21 protein-coding genes are annotated in these 17,759 nt (G+C 57.5%); 3 read left to right on the forward strand and 18 right to left on the reverse strand.

Annotation, left to right across the window (positions count from 1 at the left end; genetic code table 11):
* Positions 1 to 259: 259 nt before the first annotated feature.
* The 5 genes from V6R85_RS21705 to V6R85_RS21725 form a co-directional block, all read right to left on the reverse strand.
* Complete coding sequence (locus V6R85_RS21705) at positions 260 to 1,018, reverse strand: alpha/beta fold hydrolase (RefSeq protein WP_062585768.1); 759 nt, start codon at positions 1,016 to 1,018, stop codon at positions 260 to 262.
* 109 nt (positions 1,019 to 1,127) lie between these two features.
* Positions 1,128 to 1,862, reverse strand: a complete 735-nt coding sequence (locus tag V6R85_RS21710) for a L,D-transpeptidase (protein ID WP_022557137.1) — start codon at positions 1,860 to 1,862, stop codon at positions 1,128 to 1,130.
* On the reverse strand, positions 1,859 to 2,389 hold the full coding sequence (locus tag V6R85_RS21715) for a VOC family protein (RefSeq protein WP_020808329.1): 531 nt from the start codon (positions 2,387 to 2,389) through the stop codon (positions 1,859 to 1,861). Before V6R85_RS21715 ends, V6R85_RS21710 begins: the two co-directional genes overlap by 4 nt.
* A 65-nt stretch (positions 2,390 to 2,454) precedes the next feature.
* The gene (locus tag V6R85_RS21720; RefSeq protein ID WP_020808328.1) at positions 2,455 to 3,303 is read right to left on the reverse strand and encodes an alpha/beta fold hydrolase; all 849 of its coding nucleotides are present in this window, start codon (positions 3,301 to 3,303) and stop codon (positions 2,455 to 2,457) included.
* Between the two features lie 47 nt (positions 3,304 to 3,350).
* Positions 3,351 to 4,175 carry an oxidoreductase gene (locus tag V6R85_RS21725; protein ID WP_020808327.1) on the reverse strand — a complete coding sequence of 275 codons (825 nt, stop codon included), beginning with the start codon at positions 4,173 to 4,175 and terminating at the stop codon, positions 3,351 to 3,353.
* Between the two features lie 108 nt (positions 4,176 to 4,283).
* Here V6R85_RS21725 and V6R85_RS21730 point away from each other — a divergent pair, with 108 nt between their 5' ends.
* Complete coding sequence (locus tag V6R85_RS21730; protein ID WP_020808326.1) at positions 4,284 to 5,147, forward strand: LysR family transcriptional regulator; 864 nt, start codon at positions 4,284 to 4,286, stop codon at positions 5,145 to 5,147.
* 67 nt (positions 5,148 to 5,214) lie between these two features.
* Here V6R85_RS21730 and V6R85_RS21735 read toward each other — a convergent pair whose 3' ends face one another.
* From V6R85_RS21735 to V6R85_RS21765, 7 genes are all read right to left on the reverse strand, one after another.
* Positions 5,215 to 5,526: a chorismate mutase gene (locus tag V6R85_RS21735; protein WP_020808325.1), complete on the reverse strand. Its 312-nt coding sequence runs from the start codon at positions 5,524 to 5,526 to the stop codon at positions 5,215 to 5,217.
* Between the two features lie 26 nt (positions 5,527 to 5,552).
* Positions 5,553 to 6,137 carry a DUF308 domain-containing protein gene (locus V6R85_RS21740; protein WP_020808324.1) on the reverse strand — a complete coding sequence of 195 codons (585 nt, stop codon included), beginning with the start codon at positions 6,135 to 6,137 and terminating at the stop codon, positions 5,553 to 5,555.
* 275 nt (positions 6,138 to 6,412) lie between these two features.
* On the reverse strand, positions 6,413 to 7,189 hold the full coding sequence (locus tag V6R85_RS21745; RefSeq protein WP_020808323.1) for a molybdopterin-binding protein: 777 nt from the start codon (positions 7,187 to 7,189) through the stop codon (positions 6,413 to 6,415).
* A complete protein-coding gene (locus V6R85_RS21750; RefSeq protein ID WP_031233276.1) occupies positions 7,186 to 8,040 on the reverse strand; it encodes a cytochrome b/b6 domain-containing protein in 855 nt (284 codons plus the stop codon). The genes V6R85_RS21745 and V6R85_RS21750 overlap by 4 nt, the downstream gene beginning before the upstream one ends.
* A gap of 110 nt (positions 8,041 to 8,150) precedes the next feature.
* Positions 8,151 to 8,777 (reverse strand): hypothetical protein, encoded by a 627-nt coding sequence (locus V6R85_RS21755; RefSeq protein ID WP_336377191.1) that lies wholly within the window; start codon positions 8,775 to 8,777, stop codon positions 8,151 to 8,153.
* Positions 8,778 to 8,843: 66 nt separating this feature from the next.
* The gene (locus V6R85_RS21760) at positions 8,844 to 9,434 is read right to left on the reverse strand and encodes a TetR/AcrR family transcriptional regulator (protein WP_020808320.1); all 591 of its coding nucleotides are present in this window, start codon (positions 9,432 to 9,434) and stop codon (positions 8,844 to 8,846) included.
* 55 nt (positions 9,435 to 9,489) lie between these two features.
* Complete coding sequence (locus V6R85_RS21765; protein ID WP_020808319.1) at positions 9,490 to 10,317, reverse strand: oxidoreductase; 828 nt, start codon at positions 10,315 to 10,317, stop codon at positions 9,490 to 9,492.
* Positions 10,318 to 10,410: 93 nt separating this feature from the next.
* On the opposite strand from V6R85_RS21765, the gene V6R85_RS21770 reads away from it, so the two are divergent.
* On the forward strand, positions 10,411 to 11,322 hold the full coding sequence (locus V6R85_RS21770; RefSeq protein WP_022557129.1) for an AraC family transcriptional regulator: 912 nt from the start codon (positions 10,411 to 10,413) through the stop codon (positions 11,320 to 11,322).
* A gap of 51 nt (positions 11,323 to 11,373) precedes the next feature.
* On the opposite strand, the gene V6R85_RS21775 is transcribed toward V6R85_RS21770, so the two are convergent.
* From V6R85_RS21775 to V6R85_RS21795, 5 genes are all read right to left on the reverse strand, one after another.
* Positions 11,374 to 12,063, reverse strand: coding sequence for an aspartate/glutamate racemase family protein (locus tag V6R85_RS21775; protein ID WP_022557128.1), 690 nt, complete (start codon positions 12,061 to 12,063; stop codon positions 11,374 to 11,376).
* A gap of 266 nt (positions 12,064 to 12,329) precedes the next feature.
* Positions 12,330 to 13,085 carry an SDR family oxidoreductase gene (locus V6R85_RS21780; protein WP_013637163.1) on the reverse strand — a complete coding sequence of 252 codons (756 nt, stop codon included), beginning with the start codon at positions 13,083 to 13,085 and terminating at the stop codon, positions 12,330 to 12,332.
* An 88-nt stretch (positions 13,086 to 13,173) separates the two neighbouring features.
* A complete protein-coding gene (locus V6R85_RS21785; protein ID WP_022557127.1) occupies positions 13,174 to 14,592 on the reverse strand; it encodes an MFS transporter in 1,419 nt (472 codons plus the stop codon).
* Positions 14,593 to 14,672: 80 nt separating this feature from the next.
* Entirely contained in the window at positions 14,673 to 15,353 is a 681-nt protein-coding gene (locus tag V6R85_RS21790) for a TetR/AcrR family transcriptional regulator (RefSeq protein WP_244475395.1), read from the reverse strand.
* Positions 15,354 to 15,362: 9 nt separating this feature from the next.
* Positions 15,363 to 15,743 (reverse strand): winged helix-turn-helix transcriptional regulator, encoded by a 381-nt coding sequence (locus V6R85_RS21795; protein ID WP_034499614.1) that lies wholly within the window; start codon positions 15,741 to 15,743, stop codon positions 15,363 to 15,365.
* Between the two features lie 46 nt (positions 15,744 to 15,789).
* Between V6R85_RS21795 and V6R85_RS21800 the strand changes: the two genes are divergently transcribed.
* A complete protein-coding gene (locus tag V6R85_RS21800) occupies positions 15,790 to 16,599 on the forward strand; it encodes an SDR family NAD(P)-dependent oxidoreductase (protein ID WP_336377192.1) in 810 nt (269 codons plus the stop codon).
* A gap of 45 nt (positions 16,600 to 16,644) precedes the next feature.
* On the opposite strand, the gene V6R85_RS21805 is transcribed toward V6R85_RS21800, so the two are convergent.
* A complete protein-coding gene (locus V6R85_RS21805; protein WP_034499610.1) occupies positions 16,645 to 17,631 on the reverse strand; it encodes an alpha/beta hydrolase in 987 nt (328 codons plus the stop codon).
* Positions 17,632 to 17,759: the final 128 nt, after the last annotated feature.

Consider the following 17,759-nt stretch of genomic DNA (forward strand, 5'->3'; position numbering starts at 1 on the left):
TGCAGAGCACCGTTTCAACGAGGTTGAGAAGTTGAGCCATCCTACATTCGTAAGGAGTGCGCTCCTGCTGTACCTTCCATGGCGATCTGCATTGAAGGCCCGCGACGACACCAGGCTTCGAAGCTCGATGTTGGATCGCGGGGACCCTCTGATGACAACGTTTATCCGATGCAGCGATCACATCACTAGCAAGGCACGAGTCCAAACTCGCAAAACGCCGCAGCTTGTGAATTTGCAGAGTTACCGCGGTCCTTTTCTGTCAGTCGACAGCTTCCGCGGCCTCCTCGATCACCTTTGCAACTGCGGCTGCCTGCGTTATATAAATGGCGTGGCTGCCCTCTACCTCTGTCACCCTTGATCCGGCGCGCTTGTACATCCGGCGCTCCAGTTCGGGGTTGATGGTCTTATCGTTCTTGGCGACAATCCCATAGCTGGGCTTATCGTGCCAAGCGGCAATAGACACGGGTGCACTGGTGGCCGCGATGGCGACAGGCATCTGAGACCGGGCCATAAACTCGCCCTTTTCCTTGGGCAGATCCGCCCCGAAATCAGCTGCGAACTTTGCCGGGTCGATAAGCAGGAAGCCATCCTTTGTCGGCTTGATATCGTTGGTGGGTGACGGCATCGATTGGAGCAGTTGTGCGGTGCTCTCGCCCTTTTCTGGCTGCAGTGCCGCAACATAGACTAGTGCCTTGACCTTGGGATCATCACCTGCTGCCGTGATGATCGTGCCCCCATAGCTGTGGCCGACGAGAACGACGTCCCCGTCCTGCTGATCAAGCACGCTCTTCGTGGCTGCAACGTCCTGATCCAGGCTTGTCAGTGGCTGCTGGACGATGCTGACATGATAGCCGTCGCGGGTCAGGATGTCATAAACGCCGCGCCAGCCCGAACCATCCACGAGCGCGCCATGCACAAGCACGATGTTGCGCGCGTCCGCTAAGGCTGGGGCTGTTAGGGCAGCGGAAGACAAAAGCGCGGCAATGAGGCCAGCGGCCGCTTTACTGAAGTTCGACATGGTCGCTTGTTCCTTGAGCTTTGTGCGTGAAATAACTGAGGCTTTGAAATCGCCTGAAGGACATGTCTCTCCCCCTATCCGAAGGAGAGACGAACGTGATCGCTTGCGCTTACTGCTTGACGACAATTGGAGCCTTAATCGGCACGCGTTCATAGAGGTCGATAATGTCCTGGTTGAGCAGGCGCACACATCCGGAAGAAACTGCCTTGCCAATCGAGCGCCATTGCGGATTGCCGTGCAGACGATAGAGTGTGTCGTGGCCACCGGAGAAGATGTACAGCGCTCGAGCACCCAGCGGATTTTTCAGGCCCGGCTCCATGCCGCCATTTTCGATCGAATATTTGGCCAATTCCGGCTGGCGGGCGACCATCTCGTTCGGCGGCTTCCAACGCGGCCATTTCTGACGCCACTGAATGATGCCGTTGCCCTGCCAGGCAAAGCCATCGCGCCCGATCCCGACACCATAGCGCATCGCGGTCCCGCCCGGCTGGACGAGATAGAGGAAGCGGGAGGGGGTGTCGACGACGATCGTGCCGGGCGCCTCGCCAGTCGGGTCGAGGACCTGCTGGCGATAGTAGCGCGGATCGATCTGCTTGTAGGGGACCGCCGGGATTAGAAAGCCGCCATCCTCGGTAGGACCGTACATGACAGCCAGTTCGGCATCTGTCGGCGCACGAGCGATGTGGACAGAGCCGATCGGTTCCTGGAGAGGCGTCGACTGTCGCCCCACCATCCGGCCCGTGCCGGGGGTGGAGACGCACCCTGCCAGGGCCGAGACCGCAGCCATCGCCGAAAGCGACAGGAGGCTGCGGCGGGATGACGAGGTATCAAAGCTCACGCTCATTCCTCATCCTGCCATCTGCGCAGCTCCGTCTGGTCGTGATAGGCCATGCGATCAGGCGTGGTGATAAACTCGATCATCGTGCCCCACGGCGCTCGGCAATAGCAGACCCTGTTTCCAGGACCTTTTTCGGTTGCGTAGGGAATAGCTCGTGGTGCCGTAAGGGCTGTTCCGCCAGCCTTCTCAAAGCGCTGTACCGATGCGTCGATGTCGTCGGTATAGACACCAAAATGCGTGATGCCGAAGTCGCTCGGTGTAACCGGTTGCGCTTGTTTGGGGCCGTGCATTTCAAAGAGCTCGATGTCAGGCCCGGTTCCGATCTTGACCATCGCCTGCGCACGCACAACCGTTCCCGGGTAAGCACCAGTGGCCCGCTCGAACTCGGGTCCCTGCCTGGCCGGATCCTGCGGCCCGAACGATTGGTAGATCACCTGGCCGCCAAAGGCTTCCACCAGGAACGATTTTGCCGCTTCGATGTCAGGCACCGTGATGCCGATGTGATTGACGCCGCGAATGACAGGTGCGGTCATGACAATTTTCCTTTCTTGTTAAATCAATGAACGCGATCGAGCTCAATTTGCCCGCATCGCAGAGTTCACTTGGCCTTGAGGAAATCGATGAGAGCAGCGGCCACTTCATCCGGGCGCTCGTCCGCCACATAGTGACTGCAGCGGGCAATCGAGCCGCCAGTTACATCTGTGGCGAACTCCCTGAGCATCGCGACCATATGAGCACCGAAACGCTGCTCGCCGCCGAGACCTAAAACCGGAATCCGGAGCGGTTGTTTTTTGTATTCAAGCGCGGCCGCATGGTCGGCGGTCAGTGTGCGGTACCATTCCATGCCACCGCGCGTGCGACCAGGAAGTGCCATTGCTTTCGCATAAATGTCGATATCTTCAGGATTAAAGGTGCTGTGATCGTAAAACCGCTCCGCCATGAAGGTCGAAACATAGTCATGTTCGCGGCCATAAATCAGGCGTTCCGGCAGATCCCGATTAGCATGGAACGCGAAGTGCCAGATCTTCGCCGTCGTCGCCTCCCACTGGCTCCAGCCAGGAAGCGGAACATCGAGGACGGCAAGGTGAGTAACCGCATCTCGATAGATAGCGGCCTGCGGAAGCGCTACCATTCCGCCGATGTCATGGCCGCATACGGCATAGCGTTGATGCCCAAGGGTAATCATGACCTCGTGCGCGTCGCGCGCCATCGTCGCCTTATCGTAGCCGTCAAGCGGGCATTCGGAAAAGCCTGCGCCGCGTAGATCAATCGCCGCCACGCTGAACTGCTCCGCCAGCAGCGGCATCACATGGTGCCATTCCCACCATGTTTCCGGCCAACCGTGAAGCAGAAGGATCGGGGGGCCGGAGCCGCCCGTGACGGCATTGATCTTGATGCCGTTCACCGGCACCAATTGCTGGGTAAACCCTTTCAATGTTGGGATCATGATGACTTTCCAATCGATGTGACGTTCAAGCAGTGCTAGCTGCCAGATCAGGGCTGATCGAAATCGGTGGCAATCGAGATGTCGCGCCAGGTGTCGATATCGCGGCGAAACGAAGCCAGCTTTCGCTCAGCGATTGAATGCGCGACGGGCCCAAGCGGCAGATGAAGCGGGGTATTATCGGCGTCGACCGCCTGCAGGATCACTGCAACCGCCTTGTCGGGATCCCCTGCTTGATTGCCGTTGTTGGTTTCCCGATAGTGCCTGCGCGAACTCGCGGCGTATTCCGGCATCTCGTTGGCCGCCATCGTGATCGAACGGCCGAGGAAATCGGTGCGAAACGGGCCAGGCTCGACGATCAGCACACGGACGCCGAACGGCTTCAGCTCACCGGCGAGCGCCTCGGAAACCCCTTCAACCGCAAACTTGGCGGCATTGTAGTATGCTGCGCCGCCGCTGCCCGCGATCCCTGCGCCGGACGACATATTGACGATCATTCCGCCCGAACGTCGCAAGCTCGGCAGCGCTGCTCTGGTGGTTTCGATAAGACCGAAAACGTTCACCTCGAACATCGGTCGATATTCTTCCGGCGTGCCTTCCTCGAGCGCGCCAAACAATCCGTAGCCGGCATTGTTGACGAGGACGTCAAAGCCGCCGAATGTCTCGACCGCCTTAGCGACTGCGGCTTTGACTGCCGCCACATCCGTCACGTCGAGCGGCAAGGTGATCATGCGGCCACCGAAAGGCTCAGCCATTTCTTCGATCGAGTTGACGTTGCGGGCAGTTGCGACAACCTGATCGCCTCGCTGTGCCGCGGCGAGCGCAAGCCGCTGGCCGAAGCCGCTTGAGCAGCCTGTGATGAACCATGTTTTCATAACGTTTCTCCGCTTGGTTTCGAACATGACTTGAATCTAGATGTTTAGATCTGTACTTGAAGTGACAGTTTTGTATTTTCACCGTTCACTTTTGTAAGGGCTTGGGCCGTGGAATGGAGCGACGTAAAAATCTTCCTTGCGATTGCGCGATCCGGCACGCTCGGCGGTGCTGCGCGTGCTCTTCATACAAGCCATCCGACCGTCGGCAGACGGCTGCGTGCCCTTGAGGATGCCATCGGCCACACACTCTTCCAGCGGACCGCGGACGGTCTCGTGTTGACCGAGGAGGGCCATGGGATCATCGCCCTGGCAGAGCAGATGGAAGAAGGCGCGCTGGCCATGGAGCGCCGGCTCGCCGGGCAGGAGCAAAACCTCAAAGGCAATCTGCGCATCTCATCGGCAGACTGGTTCGGGGCCTATGTCCTGCCTCCCATCGTGGCGGATTTCTCGAAAGCCTACCCCAATGTAGACGTCGAGATCCTGACGGGCACTCGCCTGTTCAACCTCGCCCAAAGAGAGGCCGACGTTGCCTTTCGCATCGTTCCGTTCGACACTGCCGATGTCATTCAGCGGCGGCTCTTCAGGCTCGAATACGGCGTCTACATCGCCGAGGAGTCGCCTGACCCTAAATATGGCGACGGGACTGGTTTCCGTCTGATCACCCACGACACTTCGACAGGGCAATTTCCCGACATAGCCTGGCTCGCCGAGAGTTTTCCGAACGCGAGACCTGTGCTGCGATCAAACAACCGAAACGTCCAGGGGCGAATGTGCAGGCAAGGCGTTGGGATCGCCGTCCTGCCCCGCGCAGTAGGCAATCAAATCCCGGGTATCCGCAGACTAGAACTACCCAAGCACCCGCCGGCGCGAGACATCTGGATGGGATATCACCGCGACCTGCGACGTCTTCAGCGTCTTCGGGCGTTTATCTCGGCCGTCTCGGACCACATCACAAATGCCCCTGCATGGTAAGCCGCGCGAAGAAGATCGATTCTCCCCGCCGATCCCCGGCTGCGGTAGGACAGCCGCCACAGACAACTTACTTGCTGGCCGCAATCTCCCTGTGCCGCTCCACCACAGCGCCCACGATCATTGTCATCAGCCCTTCGACGAAGTGCCGACTGAGGCCAACGTCATTGGCGATACTCATCACTCGATCCAATTGGCGTCGCTCTCGCTCATTATCGACCGCCGGCAACGCCTGTTCGGCTTTCAAGTGGCCGACATGCTCGGTACAGCGAAAGCGTTCGGCCAGAATATAGAGGAGAGCGGAATCCAAATTGTCGATGGTCCTCCGGTAGGAAGCGAGTTGCTGTGCCACATCATCTGTCATCATTTGAATATCTTCCAAGTCGTTTCGTAGGCGCGAGGTAGAGCTTATGAGATGGGATGCATACTGCGACGCGACAGGGCGATCGTCAGCCAAATTGCCGAAACCAGGAAGTAGAATGCGCCGACGCCAGCGTAGCCCGCAACCGTGGCGATAGAAGGCTCCTGAGGCCTTTGCGCCTGAAAGATGAAGAGAGCACCGGCCACAGAGGATTGGGCTCCGCTCAAAATCATCACCCACTGACCTCCACTCGTTCTCCAGCGCCGCACGGCAGTTCCAAGCTGCAACAGGCCTGAAAAGATCGCCCATAGACCGAAAGCGCCGAGAACCCAGTTCATGTTCATTGTCAGCGCCAGGATCACGGCTATCGTCATAACCGAGCTCGCGGCGACGTTGATCGCTTGGCTCCGGTTGGCGGCAAGACCGCCGCTCCTCGCGGCATCGATAACGTTGGCGACTGCATCCCAAGCGGGGTAAATGATCAGCAGAGCGGCAGCCACCGCAAAGGAATGTTGTCCGGCCGTCAACGCAGTCGCGACCCACAGCGATGAGAAGGCCGCTCTGGTAAAGTAATACTGCTTGAGCCACTGGTCGTTGCCGCGCGCGGCACGGGAGGTCTGGTTGTTCGACATCGTTTTCTTTCACTTTCTGAACTAGTTGTTTAATGGTTCGCGCAAGCGTCGTCAGATGAAGGCGAAACGCTTGCCCAAGAGGGTGTTCTCCTCCCATTCAGTACGGCGGATCCGATCGCTTTGCCGGAGAGTTTCCCGGCTGACATTTCGGGACTATCGAGGTCCTGGCCGTCGCGAGAAGAAACCGTCGTCCCGCCGCCGTGGGCAACCCTTGATGCCCATGCCTTTCCGAAGGCTCATGGATTGTTTTCCTGTGGTTCACCATTTCGATTACCTCAGATGCCGGCGTACCACTCGTAGCCACGGTCTTCCCAATAGCCGCCGTTCCCACCCCACAGCCCGGCGAAGCTGTCGACCAGTTCGATACGCATGATGTATTTTGCCTGTTTGTAGCCAAGCTGTCGCTCGACCCTGAGGCGCAAGGGCGCGCCGTGGCCGACGCTGAGATCCTGGCCGTTCATCTGGTAGGCGAGGATGGTTTGAGGATGGGCCGCATCGATGAGATCAATGCTCTCATAGTAACGACCGCTTCCGTCGAGCGTCTTTTCGAGTTCGTCGGCACAATGCAATACGACGTAGCGCGCCGTTGGCTTGACCCCGGTGAGGCGCAACAAGTGGGAGAGCGGGACGCCTTTCCATTTACCGATCGCACTCCAGCCTTCGACGCAGTCATGGCGGGTAATCTGGGTGCGGGAAGGAAGCGCCTTCAGATCAGCGAGTGAAAACGTCTGAGGTCGATCAACAAGACCGTCGATCTTCAGTCGCCAGTTTGCGAACTTGCCTTCCAGCAGCTCCGCATATTCATCGCTGTCGGGAGCACTCGTTCCATTGACACGGAAGGAGGGGGAAATGTCCTTTTCGTCAAACTCGCGCGCCAGTGAATCGCGCCCCTGAAGCAGTCTTTGGGCTTTTATGGTCAGATGCTCAGCTGAGCGAAGGACTTTTGCGACGTCTGCGTTCTGGTCCAAGAGGTCGCAACCCGAGAGAGTAAGGGCGCTGGCCCCGAGCGTGCCGCCGATGAGAAAGCGGCGTCGGGTGAAAAGCTTGCTCATGATTTCGGGCCTTTCTCCTGGATCGCATAGCGTCCGGTGATCATCGAGCGGATGTTGTTCCAGGTCCCGGACAGGACCACCATTGCCACATGCACGACAACGAAGATGACAAGCGCCGACGCTGTGATGAAGTGGATGGTGCGCGCGGACTGACGTCCGCCAAAAATCTCGATCAAGGCGGGCAGAGCGGCATCGACGCCCGGTGACATGGTCAGGCCTGTCAAAACCATCAGAGGCAGGAGGACGACAATAACGGTGAGATAGGTGAGCTTTTGAAGCGCGTTGTAGTGCCTGGCCTCCTCCCCTTCTGGAAAGCGGAGCCGAGCGTGGTCGAGGATTTCGCGGCCGAGGTGGCGCGGCGAGATCTCATGGGGCTTTGGCGCCAGGTCTTTGCGGAAATGTCCGCTGAGCACGCTGAAGCCGAGATAGACAATGCCGTTGATCACAAGCAGCCAGGCGAAGAAGAAATGCCAGCGACGTCCGGCGGCAAGATCCTGGAATGAAGGGATGGTTGCCCAGGAGGGAAAAGCGCGTGAGACCTGTTCGCCATCAGCCTGAGAAACGCCAAGCACGCCCGTCGTGGGGATCTTCAACCCGGCAACACGTACGAAACCGCGCGGCTGACGGCCGCCGTCATCGGAGCCTATTGTCAGAACGGCGGGATCGCCGTTCGCGCCATAATGACCCCAATAAAGCTCTGGGTGGGCATTGAAGATCTGCAGCCCGCTCAAAAGAAGGAAACTCAGGCAAAGCACGTTCAGCCAGTGCGTGACACGGGTCACAACCGAGTGCCGGCGGATAAAGATCGTCCGTGGATATTCAACATTGTCGTTGGAAGCGTTTGCGCTCATCTCAGCGTCTTTCATCGTTGACATTTTACGGCTGCAGATCAGGCGTCGCCGATTTCTAGTCACTGGCCGAAGCAGTAAGGCGGCTGCTCCGGCCAATGGCGGCGTGCTCTTCACATAGGGGGAACCACGCCATTCCTGCCGACGACCACCTGGTGGGCGATCGGGCCTGTTGCAGCTTTTTCAGCTGTGATGAAGACCACGGCACCAGGAACGAGATCATCCTTGGTGGCCGCGGCGATGGTCACGACCGGTGTCCCATCCGGAATAGCGATCTTCTTTTCCTTGCCATGATAGGTCACGGTGACAGTCCGGCCATCGACGCCTTTAACGGCATCCGCGACCGTCGCATTGGTCATGCTGCTGTCCGGCTTCAGATCCCAACCGTAGCTCCCCTCGCCTGTGCCTTTCATTGCCGGAGGGAAAATCAGGACCTCAAGTGCGCCATCGCCACCATCGGCCTTTGGTAGGGATGCAATGCCGACAAAATCGCCCGGCTTGATGTCGGTGACCTTGGCATTCGCGACGCCTGCCAGCTTCCAGTCGTCTGCAAGCGCGACGTCCATTGTCTCCCCTTCGCGGGTCTTCACTTTGAGCGTTGACCCCTGGTAGTCGACGATGCTCCCGCGGACATGGATCGGCGCGGCTTTCTTATCCTCGGCAGATGCGGGTGCCGAAAGGACAGTCACAGAAAGGATGCTTGTCAGCCCGAGGGTTAAGGCTGGGAAAGTATTTCTCATTTTATCTTCCTACTAGTTGGTAGTTTCGATGGACGCGATTCACCCGAGTAGCCTTGCCACGCAGGATTAGTGAGAAACCGTCGGCGTGAGACGATTGAGGGCAGGTTCGAGTATCATTGAGAACACTTCCGGCTTCCCATTGGCTCTCGCCGAAAGCATTGCCCCGTAGACGGTTGCCAGAAATGTTTCGGCTTCGACATGCGGCGCACTGGTAAGACTCAGCTCGCCCTGCTTGGAACCTCGCTCCATGACCGAAGCCAGCCACGAGGAGATGAAGCGAAAAAAGTTCGTTACCTCGGTTGCGACCTCCGTGGGGAGGGATGGCAGTTCACTGGCAAGCATAGCACAGACACAGTAGGGTCTGCTGGCATCCTCAATGCACGCAGCCCAGTGGTTAGCATAAGCCTTGAGGATGTCCAGAGCATTCGGAACCTTCTGCTCAAGGATTGCCACGCTTGCCTGGCCATCCTCTCGATAACGCTTGACCAGCTCACGCACCAGATCGACCTTGCTGGGAAAATGATGATGGATGCTGGCCTTGCGGATACCGACAATCTCCGAGATATCGGCGTAGCTGAAGCCATTGTAGCCGCCGCTTATCAGAAGGTGTCGGGTGGACGCCAGAATGTCGTCCGAGGTGGTCGAAAGATTGCTCATGCAGCTTGTCTACCTTCTAGTAGGCAGATCGTCAATAGCAAATTTTGGGTTTGCGCTAGCCGTCTGTGGAAACAGTCACGCTCTTCCAAGCTTCGATTTCCTGGGTCAGGCGTTCGATCCGCGCCGTTACATGTCTAAGCGCATCGCTGCCAAGGAGAAGTTGCGGCGGGGGATTTTCAGATTCGATGAGGGTCAGCACCGCGTCGGCGAGCTTTTTCGGATTTCCGAGCTGCTTGCCGCTCACTGCCTGACGCGCCTCGCGGATCGGATCGAACAGGGTATCATAGTCAGCAATGGAACGCTCTGTGCGGACCATAGAACGGCCTGCCCAGTCCGTCCGGAACGAGCCGGGGCAAAGGGTTGTTACGTGCACACCAAACGGCGCCATTTCCGACCGCATGACCTCTGAAATACCCTGCAACGCGAACTTGCTGCCGCAGTAATAGGCGATGCCGGGCATGGTGATCATGCCTCCCATCGACGTGACGTTGACGATAAAGCCGCTTCGGCGCTCACGGAACCTCGGGAGGAACGCCTTGGCGACTGCAACGGCGCCAAACACATTCACGTCGAACTGGCGGCGCATCTCCTCGATCGGCGATTCCTCAAGCACACCCTCGTGCCCATATCCGGCATTGTTGATCAGCACATCGACTGGGCCGTGCTCTTCCTCCGCTCGCTGCACCGCGACCGGAATACGATCAAAATCGGTGACGTCGCAGAGGACCGGGCGCAGTTCCGGGAGGGTCTTTGCCAGCGCTTCGCGCGAGGCTTCGGAGCGGATGGTCCCGATGACGGTATGACCGGCTTCGATTGCAGCAGTGGCGATCGCCAGCCCAAAACCCGAGTTCGCCCCTGTTATGAAAAACGTTTTGCTCGACATTTCTGAAACTCCTTGATTACCCGTTGATGTGACAGATAATCTGGAGACAACGCGGGTTCGATTGCGAATCCTCTTAAATTTTTGCCAATTCCTATGAACTATAAAATGCCGCCCTCTACACATGACCAGTCTGCCGCCTTGGCCGGACAACTCGCTCCTCGTCTTGGCTACAACCAGACCGGGCTCAGTTGTGTCCGTATCCTACGCACGGAAGCAGTGCTGTACGACATTCCGGTTCTTTATAAGCCGGGCGCCGTGTTCGTATTGCAGGGGAGCAAACACGGAATTCTGGACGGGGAAATCTACCTCTATGACGAGCACCACTATCTTGCCGTTTCGGTGCCCGTTCCCTTTAGGATGACATCTACAGCCAGTCCACGGCGGCCACTGCTCGCGGTCTATTTAGAGTTCGACATGCAGATGGCGGCCGAGATCGCCACGCAGCTTGAAAAGCTCGCGGGTCCTGCAAGCGTCAAGCCAAAAGGGCTCTTCTCGAGTAGGATGGACAGCACTATCGAAGACGTCCTGCTGCGCTTGCTGACGGTGCTCGGCAGTCCGGTTGAGGTCGCCGTCCTCGGCGGCTCCATCCTGCGTGAGTTGCATTACCGGGTCATGTCAGGGCCGCAAGGCGGCGCAGTGATCGCCGCCCTGCAGCGGAAAGGGACGTCGGGAAAACTGATCGAGAGCCTGGCATGGCTGCGCAAAAACTACGGCTCTGAAATCACCGTCGCGGACCTTGCCAGAGCGGTGGGCATGAGCATTCCTTCATACCATGTCCATTTCAAGGAGCTGACAGGCTCAAGTCCGATGCAATACGTGAAGGCGATGCGGCTCCATGAAGCGAGACTGATGATCGCCCGCCAGACGGCGACAATTGCAGAGGTGGCGGCGTCAGTGGGCTATGTCAGCCCGGCGCAATTCAGCCGCGACTTCAGACGGCATTTCGGGCGTACCGCATCGGAAGAAGCGAAGTGGGTCAGGCATCACCTGGGCGAACAGGTTTGACCATTGCCCCTCACCGTTATGACGATCGATCGACCGTCAGAACACAACATGTCATTGTAAAGCGGTTTGAAGGGCGGCTTTGCAATGAATGAGGGTCGTGTCGAAGACGGGAACGCCTACGTTATCCTGGTTTAACAGCATACCCACCTCGGTACAGCCGAGGATAAGACAGTCGCAGCCTTTGTCGACCAGACGCTGCGCAATCCGTTCATAGGTCAAGCGGCTCTCCTCGCGAACGATGTCGCGGCACAGCTCTTCATAGATAATACGATGGGTTTCTGTTCGATCATCAGCTTCAGGGATCGTTGGCGACAGCCCCTGAGCGATGAGGCGGTCGGTGTAGAAGGTCTGCTCCATGGTGAAGGCCGTTGCCATCAAACCCGGTCTCCGGAAACCGCGGTCGAGGATAGCGGTTGCAGTCGCGTCCGCGATGTGCACGAACGGGATCGACACCCTGCCCACGATCTTGTCCGCCACCTTGTGCATGGTATTCGTCGCCAGAATGAGGAGGTCGGCACCTCCGCGCTGCAGCGCGATAGCATGTTCATTGAGGATTCGGCCCGCCGCGTCCCAATCGGAGGATGCCTGCAACTTTTCGATTTCGTCGAAGTCGACAGACCGTATGAGAAGCTCGGGAGAATGGAGTCCTCCCAGGCTCTCGCGGGTAAGCCTGCAGAGTTCTCGGTAATAAATCTGGGTTGACGTCGCGGACATTCCGCCAAGTATGCCGATGGTCTTCAAATTCTTCTCCATGTTCATACGTTAGGTCTGTTACCGCTCAACGGGCGCTTGAGCAGAAACCAGGCTACCCATATTTGCTATTTTTCTACGATCGCAACGCAGGAAAACCACCAACGGAGTGGAGAAATTCCTGGATGATGGCCACCGCCCGCTTCGCCAAATTTACGCGCACAGTGCAGCGGAGGGAACTCCGCAGCCCATTCGCGCTTAAATTCCGCATTATCACCTACAGGACAGAGCGGCGAGGCACCGCCTCGTATCAATGCTCAGGCACTGATGCCGCCATCGACGAGAATGCCTGAGCCGGTGATGTAGGCTGCACCGGGACCTGCGAGAAAGGCGACGGCCTCTGCGACTTCACTGGCTTTACCGTATCGAGCAATCGAGAGGTTTGGCAGGATAGCGGCTGCGAGCGCGCCATCGGCAGGGTTCATGTCAGTATCAATCGGACCTGGTCGAACCAGATTGACAGTAATTTCCCGAGAGCCCAGCTCACGTGCGAGACCGCGCGTGAAGCTTTCCAGCGCAGACTTGGTCGCGGCATAGACCGCGATCCCCGCGAACGGCACAGCCAGACCCGCGTTGCTGCCGGTACTGATGATGCGACCTCCGTTGGGAATATATTTCAGCGCTGCCTGGGTGATCAGAAAGACACCGCGAACATTGACGTTCAGCTGCAGATCAATCTCCTCAAGTGGCTGCGTGGAAAAATCACTTGCGAAAAGGACGCCGGCATTATTGACCAGAATATCAAGGCTGCCGAGGCGGGCGACGGTCTGCTCGACAGTGGACCTTGCCGCTTCTGTACGCGCGGCATCGGCATGGATGGCGATCGCTTTGCGACCCATGGCGCGGATCTCAGCAACGAGGGCTTCCGCTTTCTCGACCGACTTCTCATAGGTGATCGCAACGTCGGCACCGTCCTCGGCCAGTTTCAGCGCAATTGCCGCACCGATACCGCGTGCCGCACCGGTGACCAGCGCGCACTTGCCGGCAAGAGGTAGTGTGGAGATGTTGTTCATGGAGATTACCTCTGAATGTTTCTGTTTTGCTGGGGAGTTTTACCCCGTTTCCGCGCGATCGGCTGATGATGCGCTGCGATGGCGCCGCTTATCGACGCAACGGTTGGGTCGATGTCAGGCTGACGGAAAGCCATCCCGCGATGAGAAGACAAATGGCAATTGCAACCGCTGCAACGCTGTATGCTTGGCCAATGGATTGAACGTCTGTGGCCGGCCCCAAGATCGAGAAGAACAAGCCGCCAACGATTGCGGCTGCCAACGCACCGCCAATCTGAAACATCGAATTGACCAGACCAGAAGCCAATCCTGACTGCGTCCGGTCTACCCTTTGCACGATGCTCTTCACCAGGTTTGGAAGGGCGATCCCCTGCCCCGCACCGATAAGAAAGAGCGCAGCAAAAAGGAATTGCGGAAGGCCAGTAGAAATCAAGGCCGCCGTTCCAAACAATCCTGCAGCCTGCAGCACCATGCCGGCGCCAGCGGAAAATCTCCCGAAGACGCTGAGGATGCGCTCGCTTGCAAAAGGACCAAGGACGAAGCCGACAGCCGCAGGAAGGATCGCCAGCCCGGCCTCGAAAGGCGTCCGACCAAGGCCACCCTGCTCATAGACCGAGAATATCAGCCAGAAGGCCGCAAGGGCGTAGAAGAACAAGGCAGCCAGGAGCCCGCGCAGTAGCCCACGGTTTTGCAGCAGGCTCGGTGCAAGAATCGGATCTTTCCCCGTCGATTCCAGATGTTTCTCATGCCGCCAAAACAAGACGAAAAACGGAAGACATGTGGCAAGCATCACGATAAGCCAGATCGGCCACCCGTGCTCCCGGCCCTCGATCAGCGGCGCAATCAGTGCAAATAGCGCAATCGCGATCAACAGTGCTCCGCCAAGATCCAGTTTGCTTGGGTGCGCAGATCGGGTTTCTCGCAACATGATGAAGGCCGACGGCGCAGCGACTGCAATAACCGGCAGGTTGATGAGGAAGATGGCTCTCCATCCAAGACCAAGAACATCAAGCGCAATCAACGCACCACCAAGAAACAGACCAACCATCGATGCCATCCCGAATGTCAGGGCATAAAAGCTGAGGGCTCTTGATTTTTCTTGGTCTGGGAAAATGGCATTGATCGAAGCCAAGGCCTGCGGTGCCATAATTGCCGCTGCAAACCCCTGAAGGATACGGCCGGCGACCAACGCGGCTGGAGACCAGGCAAACCCGCATAAGGCAGATGCGGCTGCAAACCCGACCATTCCAGCCAGAAAGACATTTCGTCGACCATAGAGATCTCCAAGCCTGCCGCCAGTGATAAGCATCACAGCATAGGTGGTGGCGTAACCGGAGATAATCAGCTGCATCGTTGACGCAGAAGCCCTGAAATCTGCCCGGATCGAGGGCAGCGCCACATTGACGATGAAGAAGTCAAGCGGTGGCAAAAAGGCGCCGGTCAAAAGGATGATCAGTGCAATCCAACGACGTGGATCGAGTTTGTCATCGGGATTGCTCGTGTCTCTCATAAGTGTCTCCACATCGACCAAAAAATCGATCGACGGTTTGAAATGATAAAAATTGGGAACCTATTGGTTCCAAATTGAAGTTAGCCAAGCGCCTTCAGCGCCAGTTCGACCATGGCCCTCGTCTCAGCGCGATCCGCTCCTGCTTTGGCAAGGACCCGCATGCCCTGAATCTGACACACGAGGAACCTCGCAAGCGTTCGTTCATCCAGCTCGGGATCGATTTCGCCCAAGGCCTGCGCTCTTATTATCGCCGCCGCATAAAGATCTTGCAGCCGCCTGAACAGCCGGGAAATACGTGGTGCGACCTCTTTATCCTTTGGGAGCATCTCGACAGCTGCAAAGACGACAAAGCATCCACGCAAACCGTCCTGTCCCGATGCTTGATCCACCTGTTGAGAAAAAGCTTCTAAAATCGCGGCTTTGGGCGACGGATTGGAATGAAGCGCTTCACCGACCGAGCGAACCGCGTCCTCAATGTAAGCGTCGAGGGCGCGCAGATAGACGCCTCTCTTATCGACGAAAGCCTTATAAAAGCTGCCTCTGGAAAGTTTCATACCCTCAAGCAAGTCGGGAAGGGATGCTTCGTGATATCCACGATCCCAAAATACGTGCATTGCTTTTCGAACTGCTTCATCGAGTTCAAATTCTCTAGGGCGACCAACGGACGCGGATATTTGAGTGCGCTTGACCATAAGTTCTATATGGAACCATTTGGTCCATAATGCAAGCGATATTTTCGGGATCGCGCCAAGCGTCGGCACCCAAGTTAGTTATCGACGCCGATCAACAGGATAATCCCGAGAGAATTCCCTGACCGCCATCAAAATCGGCATAAGCCCGTGGCCTGCTGAACTCAGCGAGTATTCGACTCGAGGAGGCTGCTCTTGAAAGTCGTGTCGGCTTATGAGGCCGTCATTTTCCAGTTCCCTGAGATGTTGCGTTAGCATCTTCTGGGATATGCCGGGTATGTCTCTCATGAACTGCGATGCCCGCAATGATGGTTCGGCGAACAATCGGAAAAGGATCGGCAGTTTCCAACGTCCTGTGATCATCCGAAGCACCCTGCTGACATGAGAGACAGAACCGTCGGCTCCGAGGCATGTCGCCCTGTCCTCGACAGGCACTTTAAAGTGCGTAATTGCCTGTTTCATCGACGAACCTCATATCTGCCGGAGACGATAACACGGACCAAATATCATGGACTTACAACTCCAGAACAAGGTTGCGCTGGTCACGGGAAGCAGCAAGGGAATTGGCGAGGGTGTGGCCAGAGGCCTCGCAAAGGAAGGGGCAACCGTTCTTGTCCACGGTCGCGACAGAATGAAAACGGAGGAAGTCGCGCATGACATCATATCCTCTGGAGGTCGGGCATTCGCGGTAGTCGGTGACCTGACAGTGTCGGATCAGGTCGATCGTCTTGTTAGGGATTCCAAGGCCGCAGCAGGGTCGATCGACATCCTGGTCAACAATGCTGGCGGATCTGCCCCGGCGGAGGATTGGACCTCGACAAACTCTGAAACGTGGGCCGCTGTCTATGACAGAAACGTGCTCGCATCTGTGAGGATCGTCTCGCTCGTTCTGCCCGCAATGAAAGCGTCGCGGTGGGGTCGGATCATAAACATCTCAAGCCTGGCGGCCCTGATGCCGCCTGCAAGTCGACCGGACTACTCTGCCGCCAAAGCAGCCATGATCGCGATGACGGCGTCGCTCGCAAAAGACGTTGCTGCACAAGGCATTACCGCAAACACCGTTTCGCCTGGAACAGTGCATAGCATCAGTTTGGATACCGCGTTCCGTAAGAAAGCCATTGAGAGGGGCATGGCCATCGACGCCCCTTGGAATGACGTAGAGAGAGAAATCCTGCCGTTGTTTGCTCAGGTGCCCCTTGGACGGGTAGGAACCCTCGAGGACATTGCGGATGCGATTACATTTCTCTCGAGCCCCCGTGCTGGCTATATCACAGGAGCAAACCTCCGACTTGATGGCGGAATGTGGCCAGGGATGTAGCAGGACAACAGAGGGGCAGCGCCAAAACTTTGTGGGTTTCCGGCCTCAGTTCCAGTTTGCCATGACGAACCGGTGGATCTCCGCTTCGAGTTCCTGCTCTTCCGGTGTCCCACCCATGAAGCCACCATGGGGCATGGCTTCAAAGACGTGCAATTCGGTTTCCACGCCAGCTTTTCGCAAGGCTCGATGCATCCTCACCGTGTTCGATAGGAACAGGTCACGCGTGCCGGTCTGCAGGAATGTCGGCGGAAAGCCCGCCAAATCGCCGAAGAGCGGCGATAGATAGGGATTGGAAAGATCGGCACCACCGGCGTAGAGCAGGTTGTTTGGTCTTAGCGGGCGGGGCAGAACGAGATCGATCATCTGGTTGGTCTGGAAGCTGTCACCGGATTCGGTGAGGTCAACCTGTGGCGAGAGCAAGACTAATCTGCCAGGCATTGGCATACCTTCATCTCTCGCCCGCAGCAGCATGGCGGTCGCGAGATTGCCGCCCGCCGATCTCCCCAGGATGATTATCTTGTCGGGGGAGTGACCTGCCAAGACATGACGGTACGTGGCTAAGCAGTCATCAAGAGCGGCCGGATAGGGATGCTCAGGCGGCATCCGGTAATCGACGCCGTAGCATCGCACGGCATGCTGGTGAGCTTGACGTCGCGCACTGACAAGACAGGCCTCACCGCCTCCGAACACCAATGCGCCGCCATGCAGGTCGATGAGTGCGCCACGCTCATGAAATGCTCCGTACGGCGTCGCGACATGGATCGTTGCTTGCTCGACTACGATTGTGGTGACGGTAGACTGCAGACTCCCGGCAAGATCTTTGGCCGCGGCGGCGTAATGCGCATCTACTGCGGCTTTCATCATCATCCAGCCTGAAAAATCCTCTGGGGACGGCATTTCGAACCGCGCATTGATAGGGCTGCCGTCCTTGTCGACCAGGCGCGACAGTGCCGCTTGTGCTTCGACGCTGATGGACTGTGGGACCTGAATTATCCGTGAAGGGACGGCTGCACTGCGTAAGGAATTGCTCATTTCTTGCTCTGTAATGAAACGAAGCGATGACGATTTTTTCTCGAATCCGGGCGCCGGTCTGGCCTGTCGACTTTAGCTGATCGGCCCGAGACATGAGATCGCTTCAGATTGGCGCTTGGGTCCGCAGC

Origin of the sequence: Agrobacterium sp. CCNWLW32, assembly GCF_037083425.1 — a bacterium.
Lineage (GTDB): Bacteria > Pseudomonadota > Alphaproteobacteria > Rhizobiales > Rhizobiaceae > Agrobacterium > Agrobacterium radiobacter.

Excerpts from the sequence above, each read along its gene's own strand:
- V6R85_RS21705 (WP_062585768.1), bottom strand. The coding sequence starts at position 1,018 with ATGTCGAACTTCAGTAAAGCGGCCGCTGGCCTCATTGCCGCGCTTTTG.
- V6R85_RS21710 (WP_022557137.1), bottom strand. The coding sequence starts at position 1,862 with ATGAGCGTGAGCTTTGATACCTCGTCATCCCGCCGCAGCCTCCTGTCG.
- V6R85_RS21715 (WP_020808329.1), bottom strand. The coding sequence starts at position 2,389 with ATGACCGCACCTGTCATTCGCGGCGTCAATCACATCGGCATCACGGTG.
- V6R85_RS21720 (WP_020808328.1), bottom strand. The coding sequence starts at position 3,303 with ATGATCCCAACATTGAAAGGGTTTACCCAGCAATTGGTGCCGGTGAAC.
- V6R85_RS21725 (WP_020808327.1), bottom strand. The coding sequence starts at position 4,175 with ATGAAAACATGGTTCATCACAGGCTGCTCAAGCGGCTTCGGCCAGCGG.
- V6R85_RS21740 (WP_020808324.1), bottom strand. The coding sequence starts at position 6,137 with ATGTCGAACAACCAGACCTCCCGTGCCGCGCGCGGCAACGACCAGTGG.
- V6R85_RS21745 (WP_020808323.1), bottom strand. The coding sequence starts at position 7,189 with ATGAGCAAGCTTTTCACCCGACGCCGCTTTCTCATCGGCGGCACGCTC.
- V6R85_RS21750 (WP_031233276.1), bottom strand. The coding sequence starts at position 8,040 with ATGAGCGCAAACGCTTCCAACGACAATGTTGAATATCCACGGACGATC.
- V6R85_RS21755 (WP_336377191.1), bottom strand. The coding sequence starts at position 8,777 with ATGAGAAATACTTTCCCAGCCTTAACCCTCGGGCTGACAAGCATCCTT.
- V6R85_RS21760 (WP_020808320.1), bottom strand. The coding sequence starts at position 9,434 with ATGAGCAATCTTTCGACCACCTCGGACGACATTCTGGCGTCCACCCGA.
- V6R85_RS21765 (WP_020808319.1), bottom strand. The coding sequence starts at position 10,317 with ATGTCGAGCAAAACGTTTTTCATAACAGGGGCGAACTCGGGTTTTGGG.
- V6R85_RS21770 (WP_022557129.1), top strand. The coding sequence starts at position 10,411 with ATGAACTATAAAATGCCGCCCTCTACACATGACCAGTCTGCCGCCTTG.
- V6R85_RS21780 (WP_013637163.1), bottom strand. The coding sequence starts at position 13,085 with ATGAACAACATCTCCACACTACCTCTTGCCGGCAAGTGCGCGCTGGTC.
- V6R85_RS21785 (WP_022557127.1), bottom strand. The coding sequence starts at position 14,592 with ATGAGAGACACGAGCAATCCCGATGACAAACTCGATCCACGTCGTTGG.
- V6R85_RS21795 (WP_034499614.1), bottom strand. The coding sequence starts at position 15,743 with ATGAAACAGGCAATTACGCACTTTAAAGTGCCTGTCGAGGACAGGGCG.
- V6R85_RS21800 (WP_336377192.1), top strand. The coding sequence starts at position 15,790 with ATGGACTTACAACTCCAGAACAAGGTTGCGCTGGTCACGGGAAGCAGC.
- V6R85_RS21805 (WP_034499610.1), bottom strand. The coding sequence starts at position 17,631 with ATGAGCAATTCCTTACGCAGTGCAGCCGTCCCTTCACGGATAATTCAG.